This is a genomic window from Streptomyces gilvus (genome assembly GCF_022513565.1).
Taxonomy (GTDB): domain Bacteria; phylum Actinomycetota; class Actinomycetes; order Streptomycetales; family Streptomycetaceae; genus Streptomyces; species Streptomyces gilvus.
Map to the genome: position 1 here is coordinate 19,811 of NZ_JAKWBE010000041.1, position 21,148 is coordinate 40,958.

A 21,148-nucleotide genomic window follows, 5' to 3' on the forward strand; every position below is an offset into this window, starting at 1 on the left:
GACGACATGCCGATCAGCCGGTTGGGACTCGTCGTGCACGAAGGACGTCCCGAGGCGGTGTCGGGAGCGCAGGCCGTGCGCGAGTGGTGCGCGCGGCGCGACATCGGCTGCGTGGACATCGACGTGTGGCAGGGGCAGGGCAGCCGCCGAAGCGGCCGGGAGGAGATGCGGGCGGCGGGCAGTCCCGACCTGATCGTCACGCTCGGCGGGGACGGCACCTTCCTGCGCGGCGCCCGCATCGCGGCGAAGAAGAACATCCAGGTCCTCGGCGTCGACCTGGGCAAGGTCGGCTTCCTGACCGAGACGCCGGTCACCGAGGTCGAACGGGCGCTGGACGCCGTACACGCCGGCCGGTCGGAGTGCGAGGAGCGGATGACCCTCACGATGCGGGCGTCCAAGCCGCTGGAGATGCCCTCCGACATGGAGCAGATCCTGTGCTACGGCCGAGGTCCCGCGCTGCCGCCGCCACCGCCGCGGTCCGGTGCCGACGACTCCTGGGGCATCGCGCTGGACGTCACCGCGCTCAACGACATCGTGGTGGAGAAGCTGGCCCGGGACCGCCAGGTCAGCGTCGGCGTCTACATCGCGGGCCGGCTGCTGGCCTCGTACTCCGCCGACGGTCTCATCGTCGCCACCCCCACGGGCTCGACCGCCTACAGCTTCGCGGCCGGGGGACCGGTGCTCTCGCCCCGGATGCGGGCGGTGGTGTTCACGCCGGTCGCCCCGCACATGACGTTCAACCGCACGGTGATCGCCAACGCCGACGAGCCGATCGCCCTGCGCGTCCTGCCCCACTCCGGGCGCGCCGCCGTCAGCGTCGACGGCCAGCCGCGCGGTGTCCTCGAACCCGGGGACTGGATCGGCGTGATCGCGGCGCCGGAGCCGCTGCGCCTGGTCCGGCTCAGCCCCGCCGACTTCTACGGCCGTCTGCGCGACCGGATGCGCCTGACCGACGCGCCGGCCACGGCCGCGGACGGCGAGTCGGCGCCGCTGTTCCGCCCCAGCGGTCCCGTCCCCGAGGACGTGCGCCACCTCCGGCTGCCGCCGCCCTCACCGTCCTGACCGGTGATGAGTCCCCGGTCGGCGCGGGCGTCTCACAGGCCGAGGTCCGCCGCCAGGCAGGAGAAGGACATCCAGGCGCCCTCGGGGTTGTAGGCCTCCCGGGCCGGGTCGTGCGGTGTGGCCGCCTTCTCCTCGGTCATGTCCTCGTAGTGGATGCGCTCGGGCAACGTGCCGAACCGTGCGTGGCGCGCGGCCGCGGCGCTGTCCGGGGTGCTCTGGATCTCCACGGTCAACCTCCCCTGTTCGCTTGACGGATCGAGTCGTGCGATCCGTCGCTGCACTCACCCTTGCAGGTCTCGCATCACCGGTCAAGGTGGTGACGATTTCAGCTCTCCCGGTTTGCGGGCCGCCGCCGGCGGACTGAGCAGCGGTACGCACGCGGGTGTCTCGCCGTGGCGGCGCGGCACGGTCGAGGTCAGGGTGGAGCCATGTGCTGGAGTGCGACGGCCGATCTCGTCGCCGGCGCCGGGATCGCCGGGGTCGGTGCCGTCTGTGTGGCGCGGTTACAGCGGGTGCGTGAACTGCCGCTCGCCGCGCTGCCGTTGCTGCTGGGCAGCCATCAGCTGGTCGAGGCGTGGGTCTGGAATGTGGGCGGCGGTACCGGTCCGGCCACCGTCGCCTGGGCGGTGATCGCGTTTCCGCTGCTGGCGGTGTGGGTGCCGTTCGCCGTGCTGTGCGCGGTTCCGCGACAGGGCCGGGCCCGGCTCGCCGTTCCCATGGCGAGCGGGGTCGCGACCGCCGCCGCGCTGGCGTACGCCATCGCCACCCGTCCCGTCCGCGCCGAGATCCGGGGCCACACCGTCGGTTACGCGCTCGGGCTGACCCACGGGGGTGTGCTCGTGGCGGGGTATCTGCTCGCCACCGTGGGCGCGTTGCTGCTGGCCACCGACCGGTGGGTGCGCGGACTCGGTCTGCTGGCCGGGGTGGGGGCGCTGGTGTGCTGGGCGCTGTGGCGGCTGGAGTTCGTCTCGACGTGGTGCGCGTTCGCGGCCCTGTGCTCCGTGGTCGTGTACGGCTGGGTGGTGCGCCGGGAGCCCGCGTATTCCCGCTGACGGTGGTGGTGTCGCTACCGGGACCGGTGATCCTGCGTGCGGGAGGGACCTGGTTGCGCCGGATCCCGCGATTCAGGGTGGGACCATGAACACCAGGGGAACGTCACGGATCCGCAGCCGGGTGACACCGCTGCGCCGCCTGAGCGGGCACGTCCACGTCCCGCGCGGGACATCGACTCCCGCGCCGCGGTGGCGGCACGGGCGGGACGTCGTCGAGAGGGAGTGCGAGGGCCGCGAGTCCGTGGATCCGGGCGGCGGATGACCGTACGGCTCAGAGCAGGATGACAGTCTTGCCGCGGGCGTGGCCGGAGCGGGCGCGGGCCACGGCGGCCGGAGCGTCGGCCAGGGAGATCTCCGCGTCGACGGTCACACGGAGCTTTCCGGCGGCCGTGAGGTCGGCGAGGGCCCCGAGTTCGGCCTGGCTGGGGCTGCTGGACAGGTTGACGCCGTGGATCTCACGGGCGGCCAGGGCGCCGGGGTCGACGGCGTGGTTGGTGCTGATCAGCCGGCCGCCGGGCTTGAGGAGCGCGGCGAAGGCGTCGATGTCGCCGCCGGGGTGGGTGATCAGGTCCAGGACGGCGTCGATGCCGTCCGGGTGAGCGGCCGGCACCTGCTCGGCGACGGGCGCGGCCGTGAAGTCGAGGGTCTCGTGGGCGCCGAGGTCGCGCAGGTGACCGGCGACGTCGGGGGCGGCGGTGGCCAGCACCCGTGCCCCTTCGTGGACGGCGAACTGGATCGCCGACTGGCCGACGCCTCCGGAGGCGCCGTTGACGAGGATGACGTGCCCGGTGTCCAGCCGGGCCGCCTCGATGGCCTGGTAGGCGGTGGCACTGGCGGTAGACCCTAGGGGGTGTGCTTCAAATTTTGAACATCTGTCGTGGCGTCGATCACGTGAGGAGGCCCGTACGCCGCTGGAGTCGATACCCGCCGCTGGTTCAGCTCGCGTGCTGGGGGAGTACCGGGCTCGGCACGGGGCGCTTGGCCACGAAGCCGTCGCCGGGTACATGGCCGCGCAGTCGCCGCCATGCCCAGGGGCCGACATGGTCCACCGCCCAGCGGACGTCGGCTCCCAGGGCGCGGAACACCGACACCGGGCTCAGGGCGGGAAGCGGCTCCGCCCAGTTCTCGTGGCCCGGCAGACCCAGGGTGTGGGCCATCCCGGCGGCGATCCGGGCGTGTCCGAGCGGGCTCGCGTGCAGGCGGTCGTCGCTCCACAGGCGGGGGTCGGCCGTGAAGGGATGCGGGAAGACGTCCAGGACCGCCACGCCGTACCGTCCCGCGAGGTCACGCACCCGGGAGTTGAGGCCGATGACGCGCGGTCGCACCCGGCGCGCCACCGGGGAGATCCCGCCGAGGTCGGGGAAGGTCATCGTGACGACATGCGTCCCCGACGCGGTCAGCCGGGCGAACGTCTCCTCGATGTTCGCGGCGACCGCCTCCGGGTCGTGGCGCCGCCGTACGACGTCGTTCATGCCCGCCGTCACCGTCACCAGGTCGGGCCGCAGCGCCAGCGCCGGGGCCAGCTGGTCGGCCCTGATCTGGGTGCTGGTCTTCCCGCGCACGGCCAGATTGGCGTAGGTCAGACCCGGCTGCGTCCGTGCGAGGGTCTCGGCGAGCCGGTCGGCCCAGCCCCGGGGCCCGCCCGTCGGGCCGGGATCACCGACGCCTTCCGTCAGGCTGTCGCCGATCGCGACGTAACGGTTGAACGGGTGCGAGACGGTCATGCCGCCCGAGTCTAACTTCGGTTCATCCGTGGTTCAGGCTGGGCAGGCCCCCTTGCGTCGAAGCCAACAACCGGAGAGGGAGTGGCACGTGGCGCAGAAGAGGGCCCTGGTGGTGCGCGGAGGATGGGAGGGGCACCAACCGGTCAAGGCGACCGAGCTGTTCATCCCCTTCCTCGAGGACAACGGCTACGCCGTGCGCGTCGAGGAGTCGACCGACGTGTACGGCGACGCCGAGGAGTTGGCGGCCACCGATCTGATCGTGCAGTGCGTGACCATGGCGGAGATCACCCACGAGCAGGTGGCCGGACTCGGCGCTGCGGTCGCCGCGGGAACCGGCCTCACCGGCTGGCACGGCGGGATCGCCGACTCCTTCCGCGCCTCCGCCGACTATCTCCACCTGATCGGCGGCCAGTTCGCCACCCACCCCGGCAAGGAACCCTGTCTGCGGCGCGGGGAGGCCGAGGACAACTTCCTGCCGCACACCGTGCACTTCACGGAACTCGGCCGCGAACACCCCGTGACCGCGGGGCTGGAGGACTTCGAGCTGGAGACCGAGCAGTACTGGGTGCTCCACGACGACCTCATCGACGTCCTCGCCACCACCACCCATCCGGTACGGCCCTGGCAGCCCTGGCACCGTCCGGTGACCTCGCCGGCGATCTGGACCCGGCGCTGGGGCGAGGGACGCGTCGTCGTCACCACGCCGGGACACAGTCTCGACGTACTGGAGGACACCGCCGTCCGTACCGTCATCGAGAGGGGAATGCTGTGGGCGACGCGCACCGCATCGGCATCGTAGGGCTCGGCGTCATATCGCGGGCGTACCTCGGCACGCTCGCGCAGCACCCCGGCGTGCGGATCGCCGCCGTCGCCGACCTCGACGCCGCCCGAGCGGCCGAGGTCGCCCAACAGCTGCCGGGCACCGAGGCGTTGAGCGTCGAGGATCTGCTCGCCGCCCCCGACCTCGACACGGTCCTCAACCTCACCACCCCCGCCGCGCACGCCGAGATCGCCCTCGGCGCGATCGGCCACGGCAAGCACGTCTACGCCGAGAAGCCGCTGGCCTGTACCTTCGACGACGGCAAAGCGGTCCTCGACGCGGCCACCGCGGCGGGAGTCGGTGTCGCCTGCGCGCCGGACACCGTCCTGGGCACCGGTACCCAGACAGCCCGCGCGGCCGTCGACGCCGGGCTGATCGGGCGGCCGTTCGCGGCGTCGGCGGTCATGGTCACCCCGGGCCACGAACGCTGGCACCCCAACCCCGACTTCTACTACGCGCCGGGCGGCGGCCCGTTGCTGGACATGGGGCCCTACTACATCTCGGCCCTCGTCCACCTCCTCGGCCCGGTACGGACGGTGACCGGCGCGTCCAGCCGGCTGCGCGGTGAGCGGGTCATCGGGTCCGGGCCGCGTCAGGGGGAGCGGGTCCCGGTCGAGGTGGACAGCCATGTCTCCGGCGTCCTGGAACACGCCGGCGGCGCCCTCTCCACCCTCACCACCAGCTTCGACGGCGTCACCACCACCGCCGCGCCGATCGAGGTCCACGGCGAGAAGGGGACCCTGGCCGTCCCCGATCCCAACCATTTCGACGGCGAGGTACGGCTCTACGAGCTGGGCGGCACCGGCTGGCGCACCCTCCCTCCGTCGGCGGGCTACGCCGACGCGGCCCGCGGCATCGGCCTGCTCGACTTCCTCAGGGCCGACGACCGGCGCCCGCCCCGCGCCGGCGGGGACGTCGCCCTGCACGTGCTGGAGACGATGACGGCGCTGCTGTGCTCCGCGGCCGAGGGCAGACGCATCACCCTGACGACCTCGGTGGAACGACCCGAGCCGGTCCCGCTCACCCCGGCGTGGATGTGGAAGGGACCTCAGGACCCGCAAGAGGGACCCCGAGAGGGAACCCGAGAGGGAACCCGAGAGGGCACCCAAGGCTGTCTCCCTATGTAGACACCGTCTTACATACGGGACGTTCACCGGGCAACATGGGGCCTCCGTGCTCACCGACTGGAGAGGGAGGCCCCGTGTCGGCCGGCTCCGTGTTCCTGCTCGCCGTGGCCGGCGTCGCCTCCGGGCTCGCCGGATCGATCGCCGGACTGGCCTCGCTCTTCAGCTATCCCGCGCTGCTGGCCGCCGGTCTGCCGCCGGTGGCCGCCAACGTCACCAACGCGGTCGCGCTGTTCACCAACACCCTGGGAACCGCGGCCGGTTCACGAGAGGAACTGCGCGGACAGCGCCGCCGTCTGGTCCGGCTCGGGCTGCTCTCGGCGGTCGGCGGCTCGGTCGGCGCGGCGCTGCTGCTGGGCACGCCGTCGTCGACCTTCGAACACGTCGTGCCGTGGCTGATCGCCCTGGGATCGGTCCTGATTCTCGTACGTGAACCACTGCGCCGCATCGCCGGCCGACGCCCGTCACGCGACGGCCTGCGCGGCCGGCTCCCGCTGATCTTCGCCGTCCTCCTCGTGGGGCTCTACGGCGGCTACTTCGGGGCCGCCTCCGGCGTCCTGATGCTCGCGGTGCTGTCCCTCGCCGCCGACGAGCCGCTCCGGGTGACCAACGCCGTCAAGAACGTCGCCACGGGAGCCGCCAACGTCACCGCGGCGATCGCCTACGCCTTCCTCGCGCCGGTCCACTGGCAGGCGGCAGCGGCACTCGGCCTCGGCTGTCTGATCGGCAGCCGGGTGGGACCGGTGGTCGTACGACGGCTGCCCGAGAAACCGCTGCGGATCGCCATCGCGCTGGCGGGGCTCGGGCTGGCCGTGTCGCTCTGGTACCGGACCGGCTGACGGCGCGTCAGCGCAAGTCGACCGGTGGACACCCATTGACCCGGACGTGTCGATCAACCTAACCTCCGTCCTCATATGTAGACGACGTCCTCATGAGGGGACTTCGTTCAGATATATGCACAGCGGTTCAAGGGAGAACTGACAGATGCCGCTCGTGGTGGTCGGGGTCAGCGTGCTGATCCTTCTGTTCCTGATGACCAAACTCCGGCTGAACGGCTTCGCTCCTGGCCTGGCTGATCGCCGTCATCCTCCGCGTCGCCCTCGGCTCCGCGACCGTCGCCGTCGTCACCGCCTCCGGTGTCGCGCTGCCCCTGCTCGCCGGCAGCGGCATCCACCCCGAGGTGATGGTGCTCGCCGTCTCCTGCGGCTCGATCGCGTTCTCCCATGTGAACGATCCCGGCTTCTGGATGTTCAAGGAGTACTTCAACCTGTCCGTCATCGACGCGATCAAGGCACGGACGACCTATACGACGGTGCTCGCGATACTCGGCCTGGGCGGCGTGCTCGTCCTCGAGCAGGTGCTCGACGCCCTCAACGTGTGACCGCTCACCGCCAACCCCCCTCAAGAGAACGGCACTTGCCCATGACCCAGCCCGTCGTCACGACGTTCTCCGTCTACCCGGTCGCCGGCCGGGACTCCATGCTGCTCAACCTCTCCGGCGCCCACGCCCCCTACTTCACCCGCAACGTCCTCGTCATCGAGGACTCCGAAGGGCGCACCGGACTGGGCGAGGTGCCCGGCGGTGAGCAGATCACCCAGACCCTGCGCGACGCCGAACACCTCGTGCTGGGCGCACGCGTCGGCGACTACAAGCGCGTACTCCGGTCCGTTCAGGCCGAGTTCGCCGACCGTGACACCGGCGGCCGCGGCGCCCAGACCTTCGACCTGCGCACCACCGTGCACGCCGTCACCGCGATCGAGTCGGCCCTCCTCGACCTCCTCGGCCGGCATCTGGAGGTCCCGGTGGCCGCCCTCCTCGGCGACGGCAAGCAGCGCGACGCCGTACGCGTCCTCGGCTACCTCTTCTACGTCGGCGACCCCGACCGCACCGACCTCGACTACCACCGCGCGCCGGACGCGGACGTGGAGTGGTACCGCCTCCGTCACGAGGAGGCGCTGACCCCCGAGGCGATCGTCCGCCAGGCCGAGGCGACCTACGACCACTACGGCTTCCGGGACTTCAAGCTCAAGGGCGGTGTCCTGCCCGGCGCCGAGGAGGTCGAGGCCGTACGGGCGCTCAAGGACCGCTTCCCCGAGGCCCGGGTCACACTGGACCCGAACGGGGCCTGGTCCCTGCGCGAGGCCGTCGAGCTGTGCCGCCCCCTCGTCGGCACCCTCGCCTACGCCGAGGACCCCTGCGGAGCCGAGGGCGGCTACTCGGGCCGCGAGATCCTCGCGGAGTTCCGCCGGGCCACCGGGCTGCCGACGGCCACCAACATGATCGCCACCGACTGGCGGCAGCTGACCCACGCGCTCGCGCTGCAGTCCGTCTCCATCCCGCTCGCCGACCCGCACTTCTGGACCCTGCAGGGGTCGGTGCGCGTGGCCCAGCTGTGCAACGCGATGGGGCTGACCTGGGGTTGCCACTCCAACAACCACTTCGACATCTCGCTCGCGATGATGGCGCACTGCGGAGCCGCGGCCCCGGGCGAGTACAACGCGCTGGACACGCACTGGATCTGGCAGGAGGGACAGGAACGGCTGACCGTCGAGCCGCCGAGGATCGTCGGCGGCGAGGTCGCCGTGCCGGACACCCCGGGCCTCGGCGTCCGCCTCGACCGGGAAAGGCTCATGGCGGCCCACGAGTTGTACCGGGCGAAGGCGCTGTCGGGCCGCGACGACGCGATCGGCATGCGCCATCTCATCGACGGCTGGACCTTCGACGCCCAACGCCCCTGTCTCGTGCGCTGAGTTCGGGGCGAATCCGCCCCATCGCTTCACGGGACGCACACAAACTCCCCTCATGTGCTTAAAAGTTCAAGCGCTAGGCTCGTCACCAGTTCGAGTGGCCGGGGGAGCCGACGAAGGGCGCCGCTCACCACCCCCACTTGCACAGGAGACCCGGCGTGCGGCACGGCGACGTAGTGGTGATAGGCGGTGGCTACGCGGGCGTCCGCGTGGCGAAACGACTCGACGCGGCGGCGCGGGTGACGCTCGTGGACCGCAAGGAGGTGTTCTTCCACCGGATCGCCTCCCTGCGGGCCGGAGTCCGCCCGGAGTGGTCCGTGACGCCGTTCATCCCCTACGACCGGTTGCTGCGGCACGGCCGGGTCGTCGTGGGCAAGGTGGTCCGTGTCGACACCGCCGAGCGGCAGGTGGTGCTGGGCACGGGAGAGCGGCTGCCGTACGACGTGGTGGTGATCGCCACCGGCGCCGACTACCCCGAACCGGCCCGCTTCGTCGGCAGCACCGCCGACGAGGCGGTCGAGGCCTTCGCCGGCCACCAGCACAAGGTGGCCGGCGCCGAGCACATCCTGGTCGTCGGCGGCGGCCCCTCCGGGGTCGAACTCAGCGCCGAGATCCGACTGGCCCGCCCGGACGCCCGGGTCACCCTCGCCCACTCCGGCACCGAACTGCTGCAGTCGACGGGCATCGCGCGCGCCGGCCGGCGCGCCCGCGCCTGGCTTCAGTCACACGACGTCGAGGTCCGCCTCGACTCGTTCATGTCGCCCGGCAACGACTTCGGCACCTACCGCGACGCCCGGGGCAACGTCCTCGCCGCGGACCTGTCCTTCTGGGCGACGGGCACCACGCCCAACACCCTCTGGCTGCGACTGGGCGGCCACGGCGACTGGCTGAACGAGGCCGGACACATCAAGGTCGACCGGACACTGCGCGTCGGGGGACGCCTGGACGTCTTCGCGGTCGGCGACGTCAACGACGCCACCGAACTCAAGATCACCCCGGCCGCGCTGGCCCAGGCCGACCTCGCCGCCTGGAACATCCGCACCTACCTGAACAGCGGCGGCCGCCACCGCGGGGACCTGCGCCCGTACCGGCCCTTCCACCGCACCCCGATGATCGTCCCGTTCGGCTCCGCCGACGGCGTCACCGCGCTGCCCATGCCGGGCGGTGAGACCGCCGTCCTGGGAGGGCGCGCCTCGGTGCTGGCCAAGGCGAAGACCCTGATGACGCCGTACATGCGACGCCAGCTCGGCTACACCGCGACCTGAGAACGGGACTCAGCGCGGCTCGCCCCGGTAGGTGCCGAAGTACCAGCGGTTGCCCTCAGGATCGCGGGCGGCGAAGTCGCGGGAGCCGTAGTCGGTGACATGGAGGCCGGTGGTGATCTCGGCGCCGGCCGCCTTGGCGCGGGCGTGCACGGCGTCCGGGTCGGCGGTGACGACGTAGGCGCTGAAGGCGCCGGGCGGGGTCGGGCCCTCGCCGGGTTCCTGGTTCTCGCGCACCGAGCCCAGCATCACCCCGCCGCCCTCGGGCCAGCTGAGCTGGGCGTGCTCGACGAGGTCGCCGTCGCCGTAGACGACGGTCTCCTCGAAGCCGAAGGCGTCGACCAGGAAGCGGATCAGCGCCCGGGCGTCGCGGGCGCGCAGGGTGGGCCAGACCTGCGGGGCGGGCGGCTGCTTGGCGGTGTCGGTCATGACGGCGGGCCTTTCGGTGCGGGGAGCCGGAGTCGGCCGTACCCCTTCAGCGTCACGCGGGCGGATGGTGCCCGGATTGGATGTTTCGGAACTCCTGCGCCAGCCAGGCGCTCGGTGTGCAGGAGGCCAGCGCCGCGAACTCCCGGTCGAGGTGGGACTGGTCCGCGTAACCGCAGTCGGCGGCCAGAGCGGCGAGGTCGGACCGGCCGGGGCGCCGGGCGAGACGGCGCCGGGTCAGGTCGAAGCGGACGACCCGGGCGGCCGCCTTGGGGGTGAGGCCGATCTCCGCGCGGAAGCGGTTGCGCAGATGGCGGTCGCTGCAGCCGGTGACGGCGGCGAGTTCCTCGACGCGCGCCCGCCCGCCGGTGGCCAGCAGCCGCCGCCAGGCCTCCGTGAGGGGTGCGGCGGCCGTGCGGGTGCCGTCGTGGCGTGCCATCCGGGCCAGCAGCCAGTCGTCGAGGACCCGGAAGCGGGCGGGCCAGTCCGGTGCCTCGCGCAGTCTGTCGTGCGCCTCGCGCACGTCCGCGCCCAGGGCGTCGTCGGCGTGGACGTCGATCCCGGCCAGCTCGCCCGCGGGCAGCCCCAGCAGGACGCGGGCGCCGAGCGGGCTGATCGCCAGCTGGACGCCGGACTGCCGGCCGGGGATCCGGATGAGGGCGGGCGAGGTGTGCAGACCGCCGAGCAGGGTCGGATACTCGCCCGGAGCGGCCCCCGGGTCGGGGTGGGCGGCGATGCTCAGCGGCTCGTCCAGGGTCAGGATCAGCGTCAGCCACGGCGAGGGCAGCCCGCGGTGCGTGGCGGCCGGGACGCCGCGCTGCCGGTAGCCGGAGTACCAGCCGACCAGCCCCCGCAACGGCGGCGCCGGCCCGACCCGTACCGCCTCGTCCACGATCTCGCCGCCCATACGGCCATTGTGCCGCGCCGCGCCGGAACGGGCTCGTGGACGGCCGGGCAGCGCCTCGGCTCGGAGCGGCCACCCCGGTCGTGCCCGGCGACGTCACCGACCAGCGGGCGCTCGTCCTGCTCCGCGACGTGCCGGGCGGGAGTTCACAGCAGCGCGTCCCAGTCCGTCTCGAGGTCACCCCCGCCGAGGAACATCAGCTCCGTCGCGTCGGACGGCTCCTCGTCCGAGCCGTCCGGCAGCGGCAGTTCGGCCCAGATGCACTTGCCCGTCGGTGTGTAGCGCGCGCCCCAGCGCGCCGACAGGGCAGCGATCAGCTGCAAGCCGCGGCCGCCCTCGTCCGTCTCCGTCGCCCGCCGGATCCGCGGCATGGTCTGGCTGCCGTCGAAGACCTCGCAGACCAGCCCCGCCCGGTACAGCAGCCGCAGCCGCACCGGGCCCTTGGCGTGCCGCACGACATTGCCGACGAGTTCGCTGGCCAGGAGCTCGGTGGTGGCGGTCAGGCCGTCCAGGTCCCAGGCGGTCAGTTGCTCGCGGACATGGCGGCGCGCCTGGCCCGCCGCCTTCGGGTCCTGGGGCAGCGACCAGGACGCCATCCGGTCCGCGGGCAGCGCGTGCAGCCGCGCCACCAGGAACGCGGCGTCGTCGGCGGCCTGCTGGCCGGCGGGCAGCAGACCGGCCGTCAGCGTGTCGCACAGCCGCTCGAGATCCACGGCCGTGCCGTCCGCGTGGGCCGTGCCCAGCAGCCGCGCCAGTTCCGCCGTCCCCTCGTCGATGTCCCGCTTCGCCGACTCGACCAGACCGTCCGTGTACAGCACCAGCAGACTGCCCTCCGGCACCTCCAACTCCACCGTCTCGAACGGCGGCTCAGCGGCGCCCAGCGGCGGATCGGCCTCGTGCTCGGGGAAGTGCACCGAGCCGTCGGGGCGGACCAGGGCGGGCGGCGGATGTCCGGCGCGGGCGATGGAACAGACCCGGGTGGTGGCGTCGTACACCGCGAACAGGCAGGTGACGTACGAGGTCTCGCCCATGCCGTCGACGATGTCGTTGAGGTGGCCCATGATCTCGTCGGGCGGCAGTTCCAGGTCGGCCAGCGTGTGCACGGCGGTGCGCAGCCGGCCCATGGTGGCCGCCTCCGGCAGACCGTGGCCCATGACGTCGCCGACGACGAGCGCTACCCGTCCGCCCGACAGCGGGATGATGTCGTACCAGTCGCCGCCCACGTCCGTGCCCGGCCCGGCCGGCAGATAGCGGGCGGCGGCCGTGCACTCCGGCAGGTCGGGCAGGACCTGGGGGAGCAGACTGCGCTGGAGCTCGCGGGACCGGGTGTGCTCGGCGTCGTAGAGACGGGCGCGTTCCAGGGACTGGGCGACCAGGGCGCTGATGGTGGTCAGCAGGTCGCGCTCCTGGTAGGTGAGCAGCCGAGGCCGGTCGAAGGCGACCACGCAGACGCCGAAGGTGTGCCCGGACGCCGTCAGCGGCAGAAAGGCCCAGGACCGCTTGCCGCCGACGGCCGCCAGGTACGCCATCTCGGGGTAGCGCGCGGCGAACTCCGACGTCGAGGACAGGAACAGTGGTGTCCCGGCGGTGATCGTGTCCCACGCCGGGTCGCCGCTTCGCGACCGGGGGCGGGTGTCGAGCTTCTCGACGAAGCCGTCGGGATAGCCGACCGCCCCGACGTGGTGCAGCCGGTCTTCCTCGATGACCTGAACGAGCAGACCCGCGGCGGTGAACGGCGGCAGCACCCGCCGGGCGACCACGTCCACCACGTCCTGGGAGGTCGTCGCCTTGGCCAGTTCCGCGGTCAGTTCGGCCAGGCGAGCCGAGCGTTCGGCCGCGCCGCGCTCGGCCGCCTGCTGTTCCTCCGCCAGCCGCCGCTTCTCGGTGACGTCCTGGAAGTAGAGGGTGCGCCCGTCGGGTCCGGGCACCAGCCGCAGATGCAGCCGCCGTCCGCAGTCGGGGACGAGGACGTCGAAGCCGGTGGGCCGCTCCTCGGCCGCCGCCTCCAGACATCCGCTGCGCAGCCCCGGCACGTCCCGGGCGGCCGGCAGGTCCCACAGCAGCCGGCCGAACAACTCCTCCTCGGAGAAGCCCAGAAAGCGTTCCGCCTCCAGGTTGGCGAAGGTGATCCGCCACTCGTCGTCCACCGCGATGAAGCCGTCGCTCATGTGCCGCAGAGCCCGGCTGAGCGCGTCGCGGGCGGTGCGCGACTCGTTGCTCTCCCAGCCCACGCCGATCATCCGCAGCGGCTCGCCGTTCTCGTCGTACGTGGCCCGGCCGCGCGCCTGCGTCCAGCCCCAGGTGCCGTCCAGGCGCCGTACCCGGTACTCGGCCTCGTAGACGCTGTGGTCGAGGATCGCCCGCTGGGCCGCCGCCAGGGTGGGGGCCAGGTCGTCGGGGTGGACGATCCGCATCCAGTTCTCGATCTTCCCGGTGAAGTCGGCGGGCCGGGTGCCGTACAGCTCCAGGGCCGCCTCGTCCCAGATCAGGTCGCCGCCCCGGATGTCCCAGTCCCAGGAACCGACCTGGACCTCCTTGAGGGCGTGGCGCAGGCGCTCGCCGTTCAGCTCGGGCTGCGCGGGTCCGGACGGCGGCGGGGCCTGGGCCATACGGTCCTCGGTCCAGGCGACGACGTCCCGCAGGAAGTCCCAGTGCTGCGGGGTGGGTTCGCCCCGGTCGCCCGCCAGGACCGTCAGCGCGCCGATGCTGCGCCGCCCGCTGAACACCGGCAGGGCGGCGAGCCCCGTGCCGGGCCAGGCCGGTTCCGGCGCGGTGCCGGAAGCGGAGTGCGGCACCCAGACGCCCTCGCCCTGCTGGAGGGCGCGGGCCGGGGCCAGGGGGCCCGCCTGATCGACGATCTCCCAGGAGCGGGTGAGCGCGGGCGGCAGCCCCACCGAGGACACCAGCCGCAGGGCCGACATCGGCCCGCGCAGGTGCATGGTGCCGCCGAGCCCGCTCAGCTCGCTGACCGCCTGTCCGAGCGCCAGCCTGAAGACCTCGCTCTCCGTCACACCGGGAGACACCGAGCCGAGAAGAGCGAGCCGCGCGTTCATGGTGGGAACCTATCGTTCCTGTTTCCGATCGAAACCTGCTTCACAGATTCCGACCGGCCGCTTCTCGCCACTCTGCCTCCCCAACGGTCAACGGGCAACGGCAAGTTGTTGAAATTTCGGCCGTGTACCGTGCCCTCGCACGGGCAGGCTTCCGATCATGAGGAGCGGCATGGACATCGGTGTCTTCATCCCCATCGGCAACAACGGCTGGCTCATCTCCAAGAGCTCACCGCAGTACATGCCGACGTTCGAGCTGAACAAGGCGGTTGTGCGCAAGGCCGAGGAACACGGCCTCGACTTCGCCCTGTCGATGATCAAACTCAAGGGCTTCGGCGGCGAGACGGAGTTCTGGGACCACTGTCTCGAATCGTTCACCCTGATGGCGGGCCTGGCCGCCGTGACGGACCGCATCAGGCTCTACGCCTCGACACCGATCCTCGCCCTGCCGCCGGCCATCGTCGCCCGCATGGCCGTGACGGTCGACTCCATCGCCCCCGGCCGGTTCGGCGTCAACATCGTCACCGGCTGGGCGCCCGGCGAGTACGGCCAGATGGGCCTGTGGCCCGGCGACGAGCACTTCGGCAACCGCTACGCCCGGGCCGTCGAGTACGTCACCGTGATGAAGGAGCTGTGGCGCGAGGGCGTCAGCAACTTCAAGGGCGAGTTCTACGAGATGGACGACTGCGTGCTCTCCCCGCGCCCGGCGGACGGGCACATCGACATCGTCGCCGCCGGCCAGAGCGGCACCGGCATCCGCTTCGCCGCCGAGCACGCCGACTACAACTTCGTCCTGGGCAGCGGCGTCAACACCCCGCTCGCCTTCTCGGACACCACGGCCGCACTGGTGGAGGCGGCCCGCGAGAGCGGCCGGGACGTCGGCGCGCTCTCCCTGTTCATGGTCATCGCGGACGAGACGGACGAGGCCGCCCGGGCCAAGTGGCAGGACTACCACGACCACGCCGACCACGCGGCCCTGGCCTACATGGCGGGGGAGTCGGCCACGGACACGACCGCCGACGACTCCTCCACCGCCCGCACCATCGTGGCCCCCGAAGGAGCCGTCAACTTCAACATGGGCACGCTCGTCGGGTCGTACGAGAGCGTCGCCCGGATGCTCGACGAGATCGCCGAAGTCCCCGGCACCAAGGGCATCATGCTCGTCTTCGACGACTTCCTCGAAGGCCTGGAGAACTTCGGCACCCGCATCCAGCCGCTGATGCGCTCCCGGTCCGAGCGCGCCGTGGCGGCGAACTGACTCAGGCCCGCAGCGGGGGCGAACCGACTCAGCCCCGCAGCGGGTTGGCGCGTGCGACGGCCAGCAGGTACCAGGCGGTGGCGCCGGTGTGCCGGTACGGGTAGTAGCCGAACCCGAAACCGGTGTCGAGGGGACTGCTGGCCGAGACGACACCGGACCGCTCGGCCACCGTCACGGATCCGAGGGTCTGGCCGCCGCCGAGCAGGTCCTGGGCGCGCTCGACGGACGCGATCAGCCGTCGGGCGCGCGCCTCGTCGCCGGGCGCGCGGCGGTCGCGCAGGGCGAGCGCGAGATGGGCCGTGCCCTCGAACCACACGCCGTTGCGGTCGGGCTTCGGCTGTCCAGTGGCGATCGGCGCGTCCTCGTTCGCCACCGGACTCGCCGAGCTGAACGTGACGCCCTCGTACGACTGTCCCGCCGGGACCGTGCTGTTGGGGCGGTCGGCCGTGTCCAGCACGGCGAGGTGGGCCGCCGCCCAGTCCACGGAGCGCGCGTGGGCGGGGGAGGGGAGGGCGAGGCGGGTCCAGGTCTGGGTGTCCTCGGGGACGGGTGACTTGTTGATCGTCACGCCGTCGTTGGTGCCGGTGTAGAAGAAGCCGCCGGCCGGCTCCCACATCCGCTCCACGAAGGCCTTCGCCCAGGCCCGCCGCTCCCGCCACACCCGGTCGCCGGTCAGCCGGGCGAGCCTGCCGAACAGCCCCACCAGGTCGGTGTTGTGCTCGGTGGAGCTGAACGGCTGCTTCTCGTTCGCTCCGTTCACCCCGAACTTGTAGCCGCCCAGCGCCTCGTCGGTGCGGGCGTTGCGTTCGATCCACTCGCCGATCCGCACGGCGCCGGTCAGGAACCGGCGCTCTCCGGTCCGCCCGGCGAGGGCACCGAGCGCGATGCCGGCCCACGCCATGTCGCCCACCGCGGTGCCGGTGAAGCCGAACTGGGTGCCGACGTTGGCCGTGCCGTCCGCCCGGACGAAGCCGTCCGGCTGGGCCGAGCCGTCGTAGAAGGTGTACGGGCCGACGTTGTAGGCCTGACGCAGCCTGCCGTCGTCGTAGCCCGGGTCATGGGCCTGCGCGTACAGGAGCGCGTCCCCGAGGAGCGTGGCGCGGGTGCGGCCGTCCGCCGTGCCGGAGGCGAGGTTCGCCAGGATCACCAGGGCGTTGTCGTAGGTGAACGCCGTGCTGAACAGGCCCGCCTGGTCGGTGTAGCTCTGGGCCAGGCGGACGGTGCCGTGGTCCGGGTAGGCGTCCATGGCCGCGGCGAGGAAGGAGAGGGCGCGGCGCGGGGCGGAGGGGCCGCTCGCCGCCTCGGCGGTGCCGGTCCCGGCGGTGAGGAGGGCGGCGCCCGCGCCGACTCCGGTCCCGATGAGCGCACGGCGGCTGATTCCGGGGCCTTGGCTGCCGGTCATGGGTCTCCCTGGGCATGTGACGGTTCGCGCTTGAGAGCGCTCTCAAACGGTGGCGGGCCCATTCTGCTGTCGCCGTCGCAGCGCGGTCAACGACTGTGGCGCAAGGGTCGGTTGAGGAGCAGCGGTCAACCGGCGGTGTGCGTGGCGGCGTCGAGGAGGGGGCCCAGCTCCCGGGCCACGGTCGTCAGGGCGCGGGTGTCCTGTTCGGCCCGGGAGATGAGGATGGCGCCCTCCAGCGCACTGATCATGAGCGTGGCGAGGGCGCCGGCCCGCTCCCCGGGTACGCCCATGTCCGTCAGGGCCTCGGCCACCGGCCCGGTCCAGGTGGCGAACGCGGTGGCCACCGCCTCCCGGGTGGACGCGCTGGACTCGGCGCAGTCCACGGTGGCGGCGGCGACGGGACAGCCGCCCGCGAAGCCCTCTCTCTCGTACTCGTCCGTCCACTGCCGCACCATCTCGGCGAACAGCCCGCCCGGCGTCGGCTCCGGAAGTCCGGCGAGGAAACGGGCGATCCGCCGGCCCGCGTAGCGGCCCGCCCAGCCCACCGCCTCGTCGACCAACTGCTCCTTGCCGCCCGGGAAGTAGTGCTGGAGCGAGCCGCGCGGGGCCTCGGCGTGCGCGGCGACCTCGCGCATCCCGGTGGCCCCGACGCCTTCGCGCCGGATGAGCTGGGCCGCGCTGAAGACCATCCGCTCCCGTGGCCCGCGTTCGGACTCCGCCATGCCCGACCTCCTTCGACGTCTCCGCGGACACCCTATGACCGTGGTCATAGACACGGCTACTATGACCACGGTCATAGTCGGCAGCTGCGGCTCGGAAACGGCGGTGCATCGTGGACTACGTGGGATTCGTCGGCCTGGGGGTGATGGGCCGCCCGATGGCGCTCAACCTCGCCCGCGCGGGAACACCGCTCCTCGTCTGGAACCGCACGCCGGACCGCTGCGAGCCCCTGCGGGCGGCCGGAGCCGAGGTCGCCGCCGGCCCCGCCGAGGTCTTCGCCCGGGCGGGCGTCGTCTTCCTCATGCTCGCCGACGAGGCCGCGATGGACGCCGTCCTCGGCCGGGGCACACCGGACTTCACCGCGCGGTTCGCGGGACGCACCGTCGTCCACATGGGAACGACCGCGCCGGAGTACTCGGGCGGCCTGCAGGACGCCGTACGGGCGGCGGGCGGGCGCTATGTCGAGGCGCCGGTCTCCGGCTCCCGCGTCCCGGCGGAACAGGGGCAGTTGGTGGCGATGCTGGCCGGCGACAGCGACGCCGTCGCGGAGGTACGGCCGCTGCTCGCTCCCCTGTGCCGCGAGACGTTCGACTGCGGTGCCGTACCGGACGCCCTGCTGATGAAGCTCTCGGTGAACCTGTTCCTGATCACCCTGGTGACCGGTCTGACGGAGGCCTTCCACTTCGCCGACCGGCACGGCCTCGACCGGCGGCTGTTCCTGGACGTCATCGACGCGGGCCCGATGGCGAGCGCGGTCTCCCGGATGAAGGCGCCGAAGCTGCTGGCCCGGGACTTCGCGGTGCAGGCGGGTGCCGCGGACGTACTGAAGAACAACCGGCTGATCGCCGAGGCCGCCCGCAAGGCCGGCCTGGCCTCACCCCTCCTCGACGTCTGCCACACCCTCTTCGGAGAGACCGTCGAGCAGGGGCACGGCGGCGAGGACATGGTGGCCGTGCTGCACGCCCTGGAATCCCGGACCGACGAAGCGGACCGGCCGACGCTGTAACCTCGCCGTCCGCGGCCGGCCCGCCGGGCAGGTGCGGGCCGAGCGACTGGGGCCCGCCCTGGCGCTCGAGCCCGACCTCGCCAACGGTCGTCGCCGGGGCAACGACGCCTGCGGCCCCGGTTCGACGCCGACGAGGTCGCCGGCCACCTTGGAGGCGACGTTCGCCGCGCTCACCGCACGGGGTGCCCGCGTGGCCGCGCTCACCTTCCCCCACATCGGCCGCATCGCCCCGCCGGCCCGGTCGCTCGCGCCCCGGGTCCTCGCGCTCAACGCCCCCATCCGAGAGGCAGCTCGGCGGCACGGGGTCGTGGTGGCCGACTCCTCGCGCCATCCGGCGGTGACAGATCCGCGGCTGTGGAGCGCCGACCGGCGGCACGCCGGCCCCCAGGGCCACGCGCTGATCGCCGCCGCGCTCGCCCACGCCCTCGCGCTGCCGGACAGCGACGACAGTTGGACCCGGCCCCTGCCGCCCGGCGCGGCGACCCGCTCGGGCCCGCGGGCCGTCGGCGCCGAAGGGCGCTGGGCCGGAACCTTCCTCGGCCCCTGGATCGTCCGCCGCGTACGCGGCCGCTCCCGGGGCGAAGCGCTCCGCTGGGAGTGCCGCGATCCGGTCTGCCGTCTGGCGTCTGCGGCGTCGTTGTGGCTGGTCGCGCCCCTGCGGCGGTGCCGCATGTCGGTACAGCCGCGCGCCCCTTAGGGGGGTTTAGTCACCTCTTTGATTAATCAACGCGGTGTTAGTTTGGGGCAATGGCGTTGCGCAACGCGGTGATGGCCGCACTGCTGGAGGGTGAGGCGTCCGGGTACGACCTCGCCAAGGGGTTCGAGGCCTCGGTGGCGAACTTCTGGATGGCCACCCCGCAGCAGCTCTACCGGGAGCTGGAGCGCATGGAGGGCGAGGGGCTGGTCTCGGCGCGGGTCGTGCAGCAGGAGCGCCGCCCCAACAAGCGGCTCTTCTCCCTCACCGAGGCGGGCCTGGAGGTCCTGCGCGACTACATCCTGGCCACCCCGTCCAAGCCCCTGGCCATCCGGGACGAACTGATGGTCAAGGTGCAGTGCGTCGACATCGGCGACCTCGACGCCGTACGGGCCGCGGTCGCCGAGCGGGTCGAGCGGGCCACCGCGAAGCTGGCCCGCTACGAGCGGCTGAGGGAGCGGCTGCTGGACGGCCGCAGCGAGGACGAGTACTTCACGCAGGCCGAGCGCATCGGCCCCTACCTCACCCTGCTGGGCGGGCTGGCGCTGGAGCGGGCGAACGTGCAGTGGGGCGAGGCGGCCCTGAAGCGGCTCGACCAGCGCTCGGCCGCGCACTGACCAAGGGCGGTCGGCGGGCCCTTCCTCGACACCCCGGTCGACGACCCTCGACCCCCCGGTCGACGACGTGCGTCGGGAGTTCGCGGTGATTATCCGGACGCGCCGACCAGCGCCCACACGGTCTTGCCGTTGCGTCCCCGGTCCCGTACCCCCCAGGTCCGGGCCAGCTGGTCCACCAGATGCAGTCCGCGGCCGCGCTCGTCGTCCGGGCTCGGCGCGTCCCGCAGCACGGGGCGGGCCGGGCTCTGGTCGGACACCGCTATGAAGCAGGAGCCGTCGGCCCGCGCGGTCACCGATATCTCGAACTCCCGCTCGAGGATCGGTCCGTGACGGACGACGTTCGCCGCCAGCTCGGAGGCCAGCAGCACGACGTTCTCCGTGATCGCGTCATCCTTGCCATGTCCCCACGTGGCCAGATGACGGCGTACCCGATGCCGGGCGAAGCCCACGGAAGCCGGGTGCCGGGGCACCCGGAAGGCCTCTCGTCTCAGCACAAAGCATCCCTCCCCTGTCAACACCGAAAGCCTCCCCACTGAAGAGCGCACAGTGACAGGTCAATGTCACTGCGGACCCGATACCCGACTGATTCCGGCCACCCCGGGACCGCCGGTAACGCGGGGGCGTGCGAGGCGGGCACTGAGGCGGCACACGGCTCCCACTGTCCGCCGTATGCGAGGAAAACGGCAGTTCGGGCGGCATGTCGGGCGATGGCCGCATACCTCTTCGGCAGGCGGGGGCTGGTTGGGGAGCGCCCTGCCGAACCGTCTGGCATATGCCCGCACCTGGCCAGAATGGCCGAACACGGCGTTCCTGAAATCTCGCCGCGGGCACGGATTGGTTGGGGCCGGGGATTCGCGGAGCGGCTTCGCCGGGGGCTCCGGCAGCATGACGAGGCATGGGGAGAGACCGCCGACGGCCGAGGCCGGCTCGCCGCCCTCACCGGCGAGGGCCACGCCCTGCTGGAACGGGCCGCCCCGGGCCATGTGGAGGCCGTCCGCCGCGCGGTCTTCGACGCCCTCACACCCGAGCAGGTACGGCAGCTCGCGGAGATCGGCGAGACGATCAGCGACGCCCTGCACCGCGTCGACAAGGCGGACGACCCTACGGTGCTGCCGTGGCGGCGCAGGTGAGCGCCCGCCCGCTGCCGCCACCGCCGGCTCGGCGCCCGCCCGCTGCGGCCACCGCCGGCTCGGCGCCGTTGCCGCCACCGCGGCACCGGTGACGGCCAGTACGGCTCCGCCCGGCCGCCGCTTCTTCGTCCGGCTCATCTCCCGCGGCA

At 72.5% G+C, this 21,148-nt stretch carries 22 protein-coding genes and 1 pseudogene; 14 read left to right on the forward strand and 9 right to left on the reverse strand.

Annotated features, from left to right (window positions below):
• The first annotated feature begins 6 nt into the window (after window positions 1-6).
• Window positions 7-1,062, forward strand: coding sequence for an NAD(+)/NADH kinase (locus tag MKW14_RS37460; RefSeq protein WP_240870730.1), 1,056 nt, complete (start codon window positions 7-9; stop codon window positions 1,060-1,062).
• A gap of 32 nt (window positions 1,063-1,094) precedes the next feature.
• On the opposite strand, the gene MKW14_RS37465 is transcribed toward MKW14_RS37460, so the two are convergent.
• Window positions 1,095-1,289 (reverse strand): hypothetical protein, encoded by a 195-nt coding sequence (locus MKW14_RS37465; protein WP_240870732.1) that lies wholly within the window; start codon window positions 1,287-1,289, stop codon window positions 1,095-1,097.
• 201 nt (window positions 1,290-1,490) lie between these two features.
• On the opposite strand from MKW14_RS37465, the gene MKW14_RS37470 reads away from it, so the two are divergent.
• A complete protein-coding gene (locus tag MKW14_RS37470; protein WP_240870734.1) occupies window positions 1,491-2,114 on the forward strand; it encodes a DUF6629 family protein in 624 nt (207 codons plus the stop codon).
• Window positions 2,115-2,199: 85 nt separating this feature from the next.
• Window positions 2,200-2,376: a hypothetical protein gene (locus tag MKW14_RS37475; protein WP_240870736.1), complete on the forward strand. Its 177-nt coding sequence runs from the start codon at window positions 2,200-2,202 to the stop codon at window positions 2,374-2,376.
• Window positions 2,377-2,385: 9 nt separating this feature from the next.
• On the opposite strand, the gene MKW14_RS41120 is transcribed toward MKW14_RS37475, so the two are convergent.
• Both MKW14_RS41120 and MKW14_RS37485 read right to left on the reverse strand, forming a co-directional pair.
• A complete protein-coding gene (locus MKW14_RS41120; RefSeq protein WP_308314676.1) occupies window positions 2,386-3,156 on the reverse strand; it encodes a zinc-binding dehydrogenase in 771 nt (256 codons plus the stop codon).
• Window positions 3,050-3,838, reverse strand: a complete 789-nt coding sequence (locus tag MKW14_RS37485; RefSeq protein WP_240870739.1) for an SGNH/GDSL hydrolase family protein — start codon at window positions 3,836-3,838, stop codon at window positions 3,050-3,052. Before MKW14_RS37485 ends, MKW14_RS41120 begins: the two co-directional genes overlap by 107 nt.
• A gap of 88 nt (window positions 3,839-3,926) precedes the next feature.
• On the opposite strand from MKW14_RS37485, the gene MKW14_RS37490 reads away from it, so the two are divergent.
• From MKW14_RS37490 to MKW14_RS37515, 6 genes and pseudogenes are all read left to right on the forward strand, one after another.
• Complete coding sequence (locus MKW14_RS37490; RefSeq protein WP_240870741.1) at window positions 3,927-4,637, forward strand: ThuA domain-containing protein; 711 nt, start codon at window positions 3,927-3,929, stop codon at window positions 4,635-4,637.
• Window positions 4,607-5,785, forward strand: coding sequence for a Gfo/Idh/MocA family protein (locus MKW14_RS37495; protein WP_240870744.1), 1,179 nt, complete (start codon window positions 4,607-4,609; stop codon window positions 5,783-5,785). The genes MKW14_RS37490 and MKW14_RS37495 overlap by 31 nt, the downstream gene beginning before the upstream one ends.
• Before the next feature lie 74 nt (window positions 5,786-5,859).
• A complete protein-coding gene (locus tag MKW14_RS37500; protein ID WP_240870746.1) occupies window positions 5,860-6,621 on the forward strand; it encodes a sulfite exporter TauE/SafE family protein in 762 nt (253 codons plus the stop codon).
• A gap of 221 nt (window positions 6,622-6,842) precedes the next feature.
• Window positions 6,843-7,163: pseudogene (locus MKW14_RS37505) on the forward strand (GntT/GntP/DsdX family permease); the annotation flags it as partial.
• A 41-nt stretch (window positions 7,164-7,204) separates the two neighbouring features.
• Window positions 7,205-8,533 (forward strand): enolase C-terminal domain-like protein, encoded by a 1,329-nt coding sequence (locus tag MKW14_RS37510; RefSeq protein ID WP_240870747.1) that lies wholly within the window; start codon window positions 7,205-7,207, stop codon window positions 8,531-8,533.
• A 155-nt stretch (window positions 8,534-8,688) separates the two neighbouring features.
• Window positions 8,689-9,795 carry an FAD-dependent oxidoreductase gene (locus MKW14_RS37515; protein WP_240870750.1) on the forward strand — a complete coding sequence of 369 codons (1,107 nt, stop codon included), beginning with the start codon at window positions 8,689-8,691 and terminating at the stop codon, window positions 9,793-9,795.
• 9 nt (window positions 9,796-9,804) lie between these two features.
• On the opposite strand, the gene MKW14_RS37520 is transcribed toward MKW14_RS37515, so the two are convergent.
• From MKW14_RS37520 to MKW14_RS37530, 3 genes are all read right to left on the reverse strand, one after another.
• On the reverse strand, window positions 9,805-10,221 hold the full coding sequence (locus MKW14_RS37520) for a VOC family protein (RefSeq protein ID WP_240870752.1): 417 nt from the start codon (window positions 10,219-10,221) through the stop codon (window positions 9,805-9,807).
• A gap of 52 nt (window positions 10,222-10,273) precedes the next feature.
• Entirely contained in the window at window positions 10,274-11,125 is an 852-nt protein-coding gene (locus tag MKW14_RS37525) for a helix-turn-helix domain-containing protein (RefSeq protein ID WP_240870754.1), read from the reverse strand.
• A gap of 143 nt (window positions 11,126-11,268) precedes the next feature.
• Window positions 11,269-14,175, reverse strand: coding sequence for a SpoIIE family protein phosphatase (locus MKW14_RS37530; protein WP_240870756.1), 2,907 nt, complete (start codon window positions 14,173-14,175; stop codon window positions 11,269-11,271).
• 169 nt (window positions 14,176-14,344) lie between these two features.
• On the opposite strand from MKW14_RS37530, the gene rutA reads away from it, so the two are divergent.
• Window positions 14,345-15,430 (forward strand): pyrimidine utilization protein A, encoded by a 1,086-nt coding sequence (gene rutA, locus MKW14_RS37535; protein ID WP_240870791.1) that lies wholly within the window; start codon window positions 14,345-14,347, stop codon window positions 15,428-15,430.
• A gap of 28 nt (window positions 15,431-15,458) precedes the next feature.
• On the opposite strand, the gene MKW14_RS37540 is transcribed toward rutA, so the two are convergent.
• Window positions 15,459-16,832, reverse strand: coding sequence for a Tat pathway signal sequence domain protein (locus MKW14_RS37540; protein WP_240870758.1), 1,374 nt, complete (start codon window positions 16,830-16,832; stop codon window positions 15,459-15,461).
• Between the two features lie 125 nt (window positions 16,833-16,957).
• Complete coding sequence (locus MKW14_RS37545; protein WP_240870760.1) at window positions 16,958-17,554, reverse strand: TetR/AcrR family transcriptional regulator; 597 nt, start codon at window positions 17,552-17,554, stop codon at window positions 16,958-16,960.
• Between the two features lie 143 nt (window positions 17,555-17,697).
• Here MKW14_RS37545 and MKW14_RS37550 point away from each other — a divergent pair, with 143 nt between their 5' ends.
• The 3 genes from MKW14_RS37550 to MKW14_RS37560 are packed head-to-tail and all read left to right on the forward strand — an operon-like array spanning window position 17,698 to window position 19,869.
• The gene (locus tag MKW14_RS37550) at window positions 17,698-18,558 is read left to right on the forward strand and encodes an NAD(P)-dependent oxidoreductase (protein ID WP_240870794.1); all 861 of its coding nucleotides are present in this window, start codon (window positions 17,698-17,700) and stop codon (window positions 18,556-18,558) included.
• 31 nt (window positions 18,559-18,589) lie between these two features.
• Window positions 18,590-19,255 carry a GDSL-type esterase/lipase family protein gene (locus tag MKW14_RS37555; RefSeq protein ID WP_240870762.1) on the forward strand — a complete coding sequence of 222 codons (666 nt, stop codon included), beginning with the start codon at window positions 18,590-18,592 and terminating at the stop codon, window positions 19,253-19,255.
• A gap of 50 nt (window positions 19,256-19,305) precedes the next feature.
• Complete coding sequence (locus tag MKW14_RS37560) at window positions 19,306-19,869, forward strand: PadR family transcriptional regulator (RefSeq protein WP_240870764.1); 564 nt, start codon at window positions 19,306-19,308, stop codon at window positions 19,867-19,869.
• Window positions 19,870-19,958: 89 nt separating this feature from the next.
• On the opposite strand, the gene MKW14_RS37565 is transcribed toward MKW14_RS37560, so the two are convergent.
• Window positions 19,959-20,363 carry an ATP-binding protein gene (locus tag MKW14_RS37565; RefSeq protein ID WP_240870766.1) on the reverse strand — a complete coding sequence of 135 codons (405 nt, stop codon included), beginning with the start codon at window positions 20,361-20,363 and terminating at the stop codon, window positions 19,959-19,961.
• 297 nt (window positions 20,364-20,660) lie between these two features.
• Here MKW14_RS37565 and MKW14_RS41725 point away from each other — a divergent pair, with 297 nt between their 5' ends.
• A complete protein-coding gene (locus MKW14_RS41725; protein WP_374116654.1) occupies window positions 20,661-20,999 on the forward strand; it encodes a winged helix DNA-binding protein in 339 nt (112 codons plus the stop codon).
• Window positions 21,000-21,148 lie beyond the last annotated feature (149 nt).

Coding starts and splice junctions, on each gene's coding strand:
- MKW14_RS37460 (WP_240870730.1), top strand. CDS start 7: ATGCCGATCAGCCGGTTGGGACTCGTCGTGCACGAAGGACGTCCCGAG.
- MKW14_RS37470 (WP_240870734.1), top strand. CDS start 1,491: ATGTGCTGGAGTGCGACGGCCGATCTCGTCGCCGGCGCCGGGATCGCC.
- MKW14_RS37475 (WP_240870736.1), top strand. CDS start 2,200: ATGAACACCAGGGGAACGTCACGGATCCGCAGCCGGGTGACACCGCTG.
- MKW14_RS41120 (WP_308314676.1), bottom strand. CDS start 3,156: ATGTCGGCCCCTGGGCATGGCGGCGACTGCGCGGCCATGTACCCGGCG.
- MKW14_RS37485 (WP_240870739.1), bottom strand. CDS start 3,838: ATGACCGTCTCGCACCCGTTCAACCGTTACGTCGCGATCGGCGACAGC.
- MKW14_RS37510 (WP_240870747.1), top strand. CDS start 7,205: ATGACCCAGCCCGTCGTCACGACGTTCTCCGTCTACCCGGTCGCCGGC.
- MKW14_RS37520 (WP_240870752.1), bottom strand. CDS start 10,221: ATGACCGACACCGCCAAGCAGCCGCCCGCCCCGCAGGTCTGGCCCACC.
- MKW14_RS37525 (WP_240870754.1), bottom strand. CDS start 11,125: ATGGGCGGCGAGATCGTGGACGAGGCGGTACGGGTCGGGCCGGCGCCG.
- MKW14_RS37530 (WP_240870756.1), bottom strand. CDS start 14,175: ATGAACGCGCGGCTCGCTCTTCTCGGCTCGGTGTCTCCCGGTGTGACG.
- rutA (WP_240870791.1), top strand. CDS start 14,345: ATGGACATCGGTGTCTTCATCCCCATCGGCAACAACGGCTGGCTCATC.
- MKW14_RS37540 (WP_240870758.1), bottom strand. CDS start 16,832: ATGACCGGCAGCCAAGGCCCCGGAATCAGCCGCCGTGCGCTCATCGGG.
- MKW14_RS37545 (WP_240870760.1), bottom strand. CDS start 17,554: ATGGCGGAGTCCGAACGCGGGCCACGGGAGCGGATGGTCTTCAGCGCG.
- MKW14_RS37550 (WP_240870794.1), top strand. CDS start 17,698: ATGGGCCGCCCGATGGCGCTCAACCTCGCCCGCGCGGGAACACCGCTC.
- MKW14_RS37560 (WP_240870764.1), top strand. CDS start 19,306: ATGGCGTTGCGCAACGCGGTGATGGCCGCACTGCTGGAGGGTGAGGCG.
- MKW14_RS41725 (WP_374116654.1), top strand. CDS start 20,661: ATGGCCGAACACGGCGTTCCTGAAATCTCGCCGCGGGCACGGATTGGT.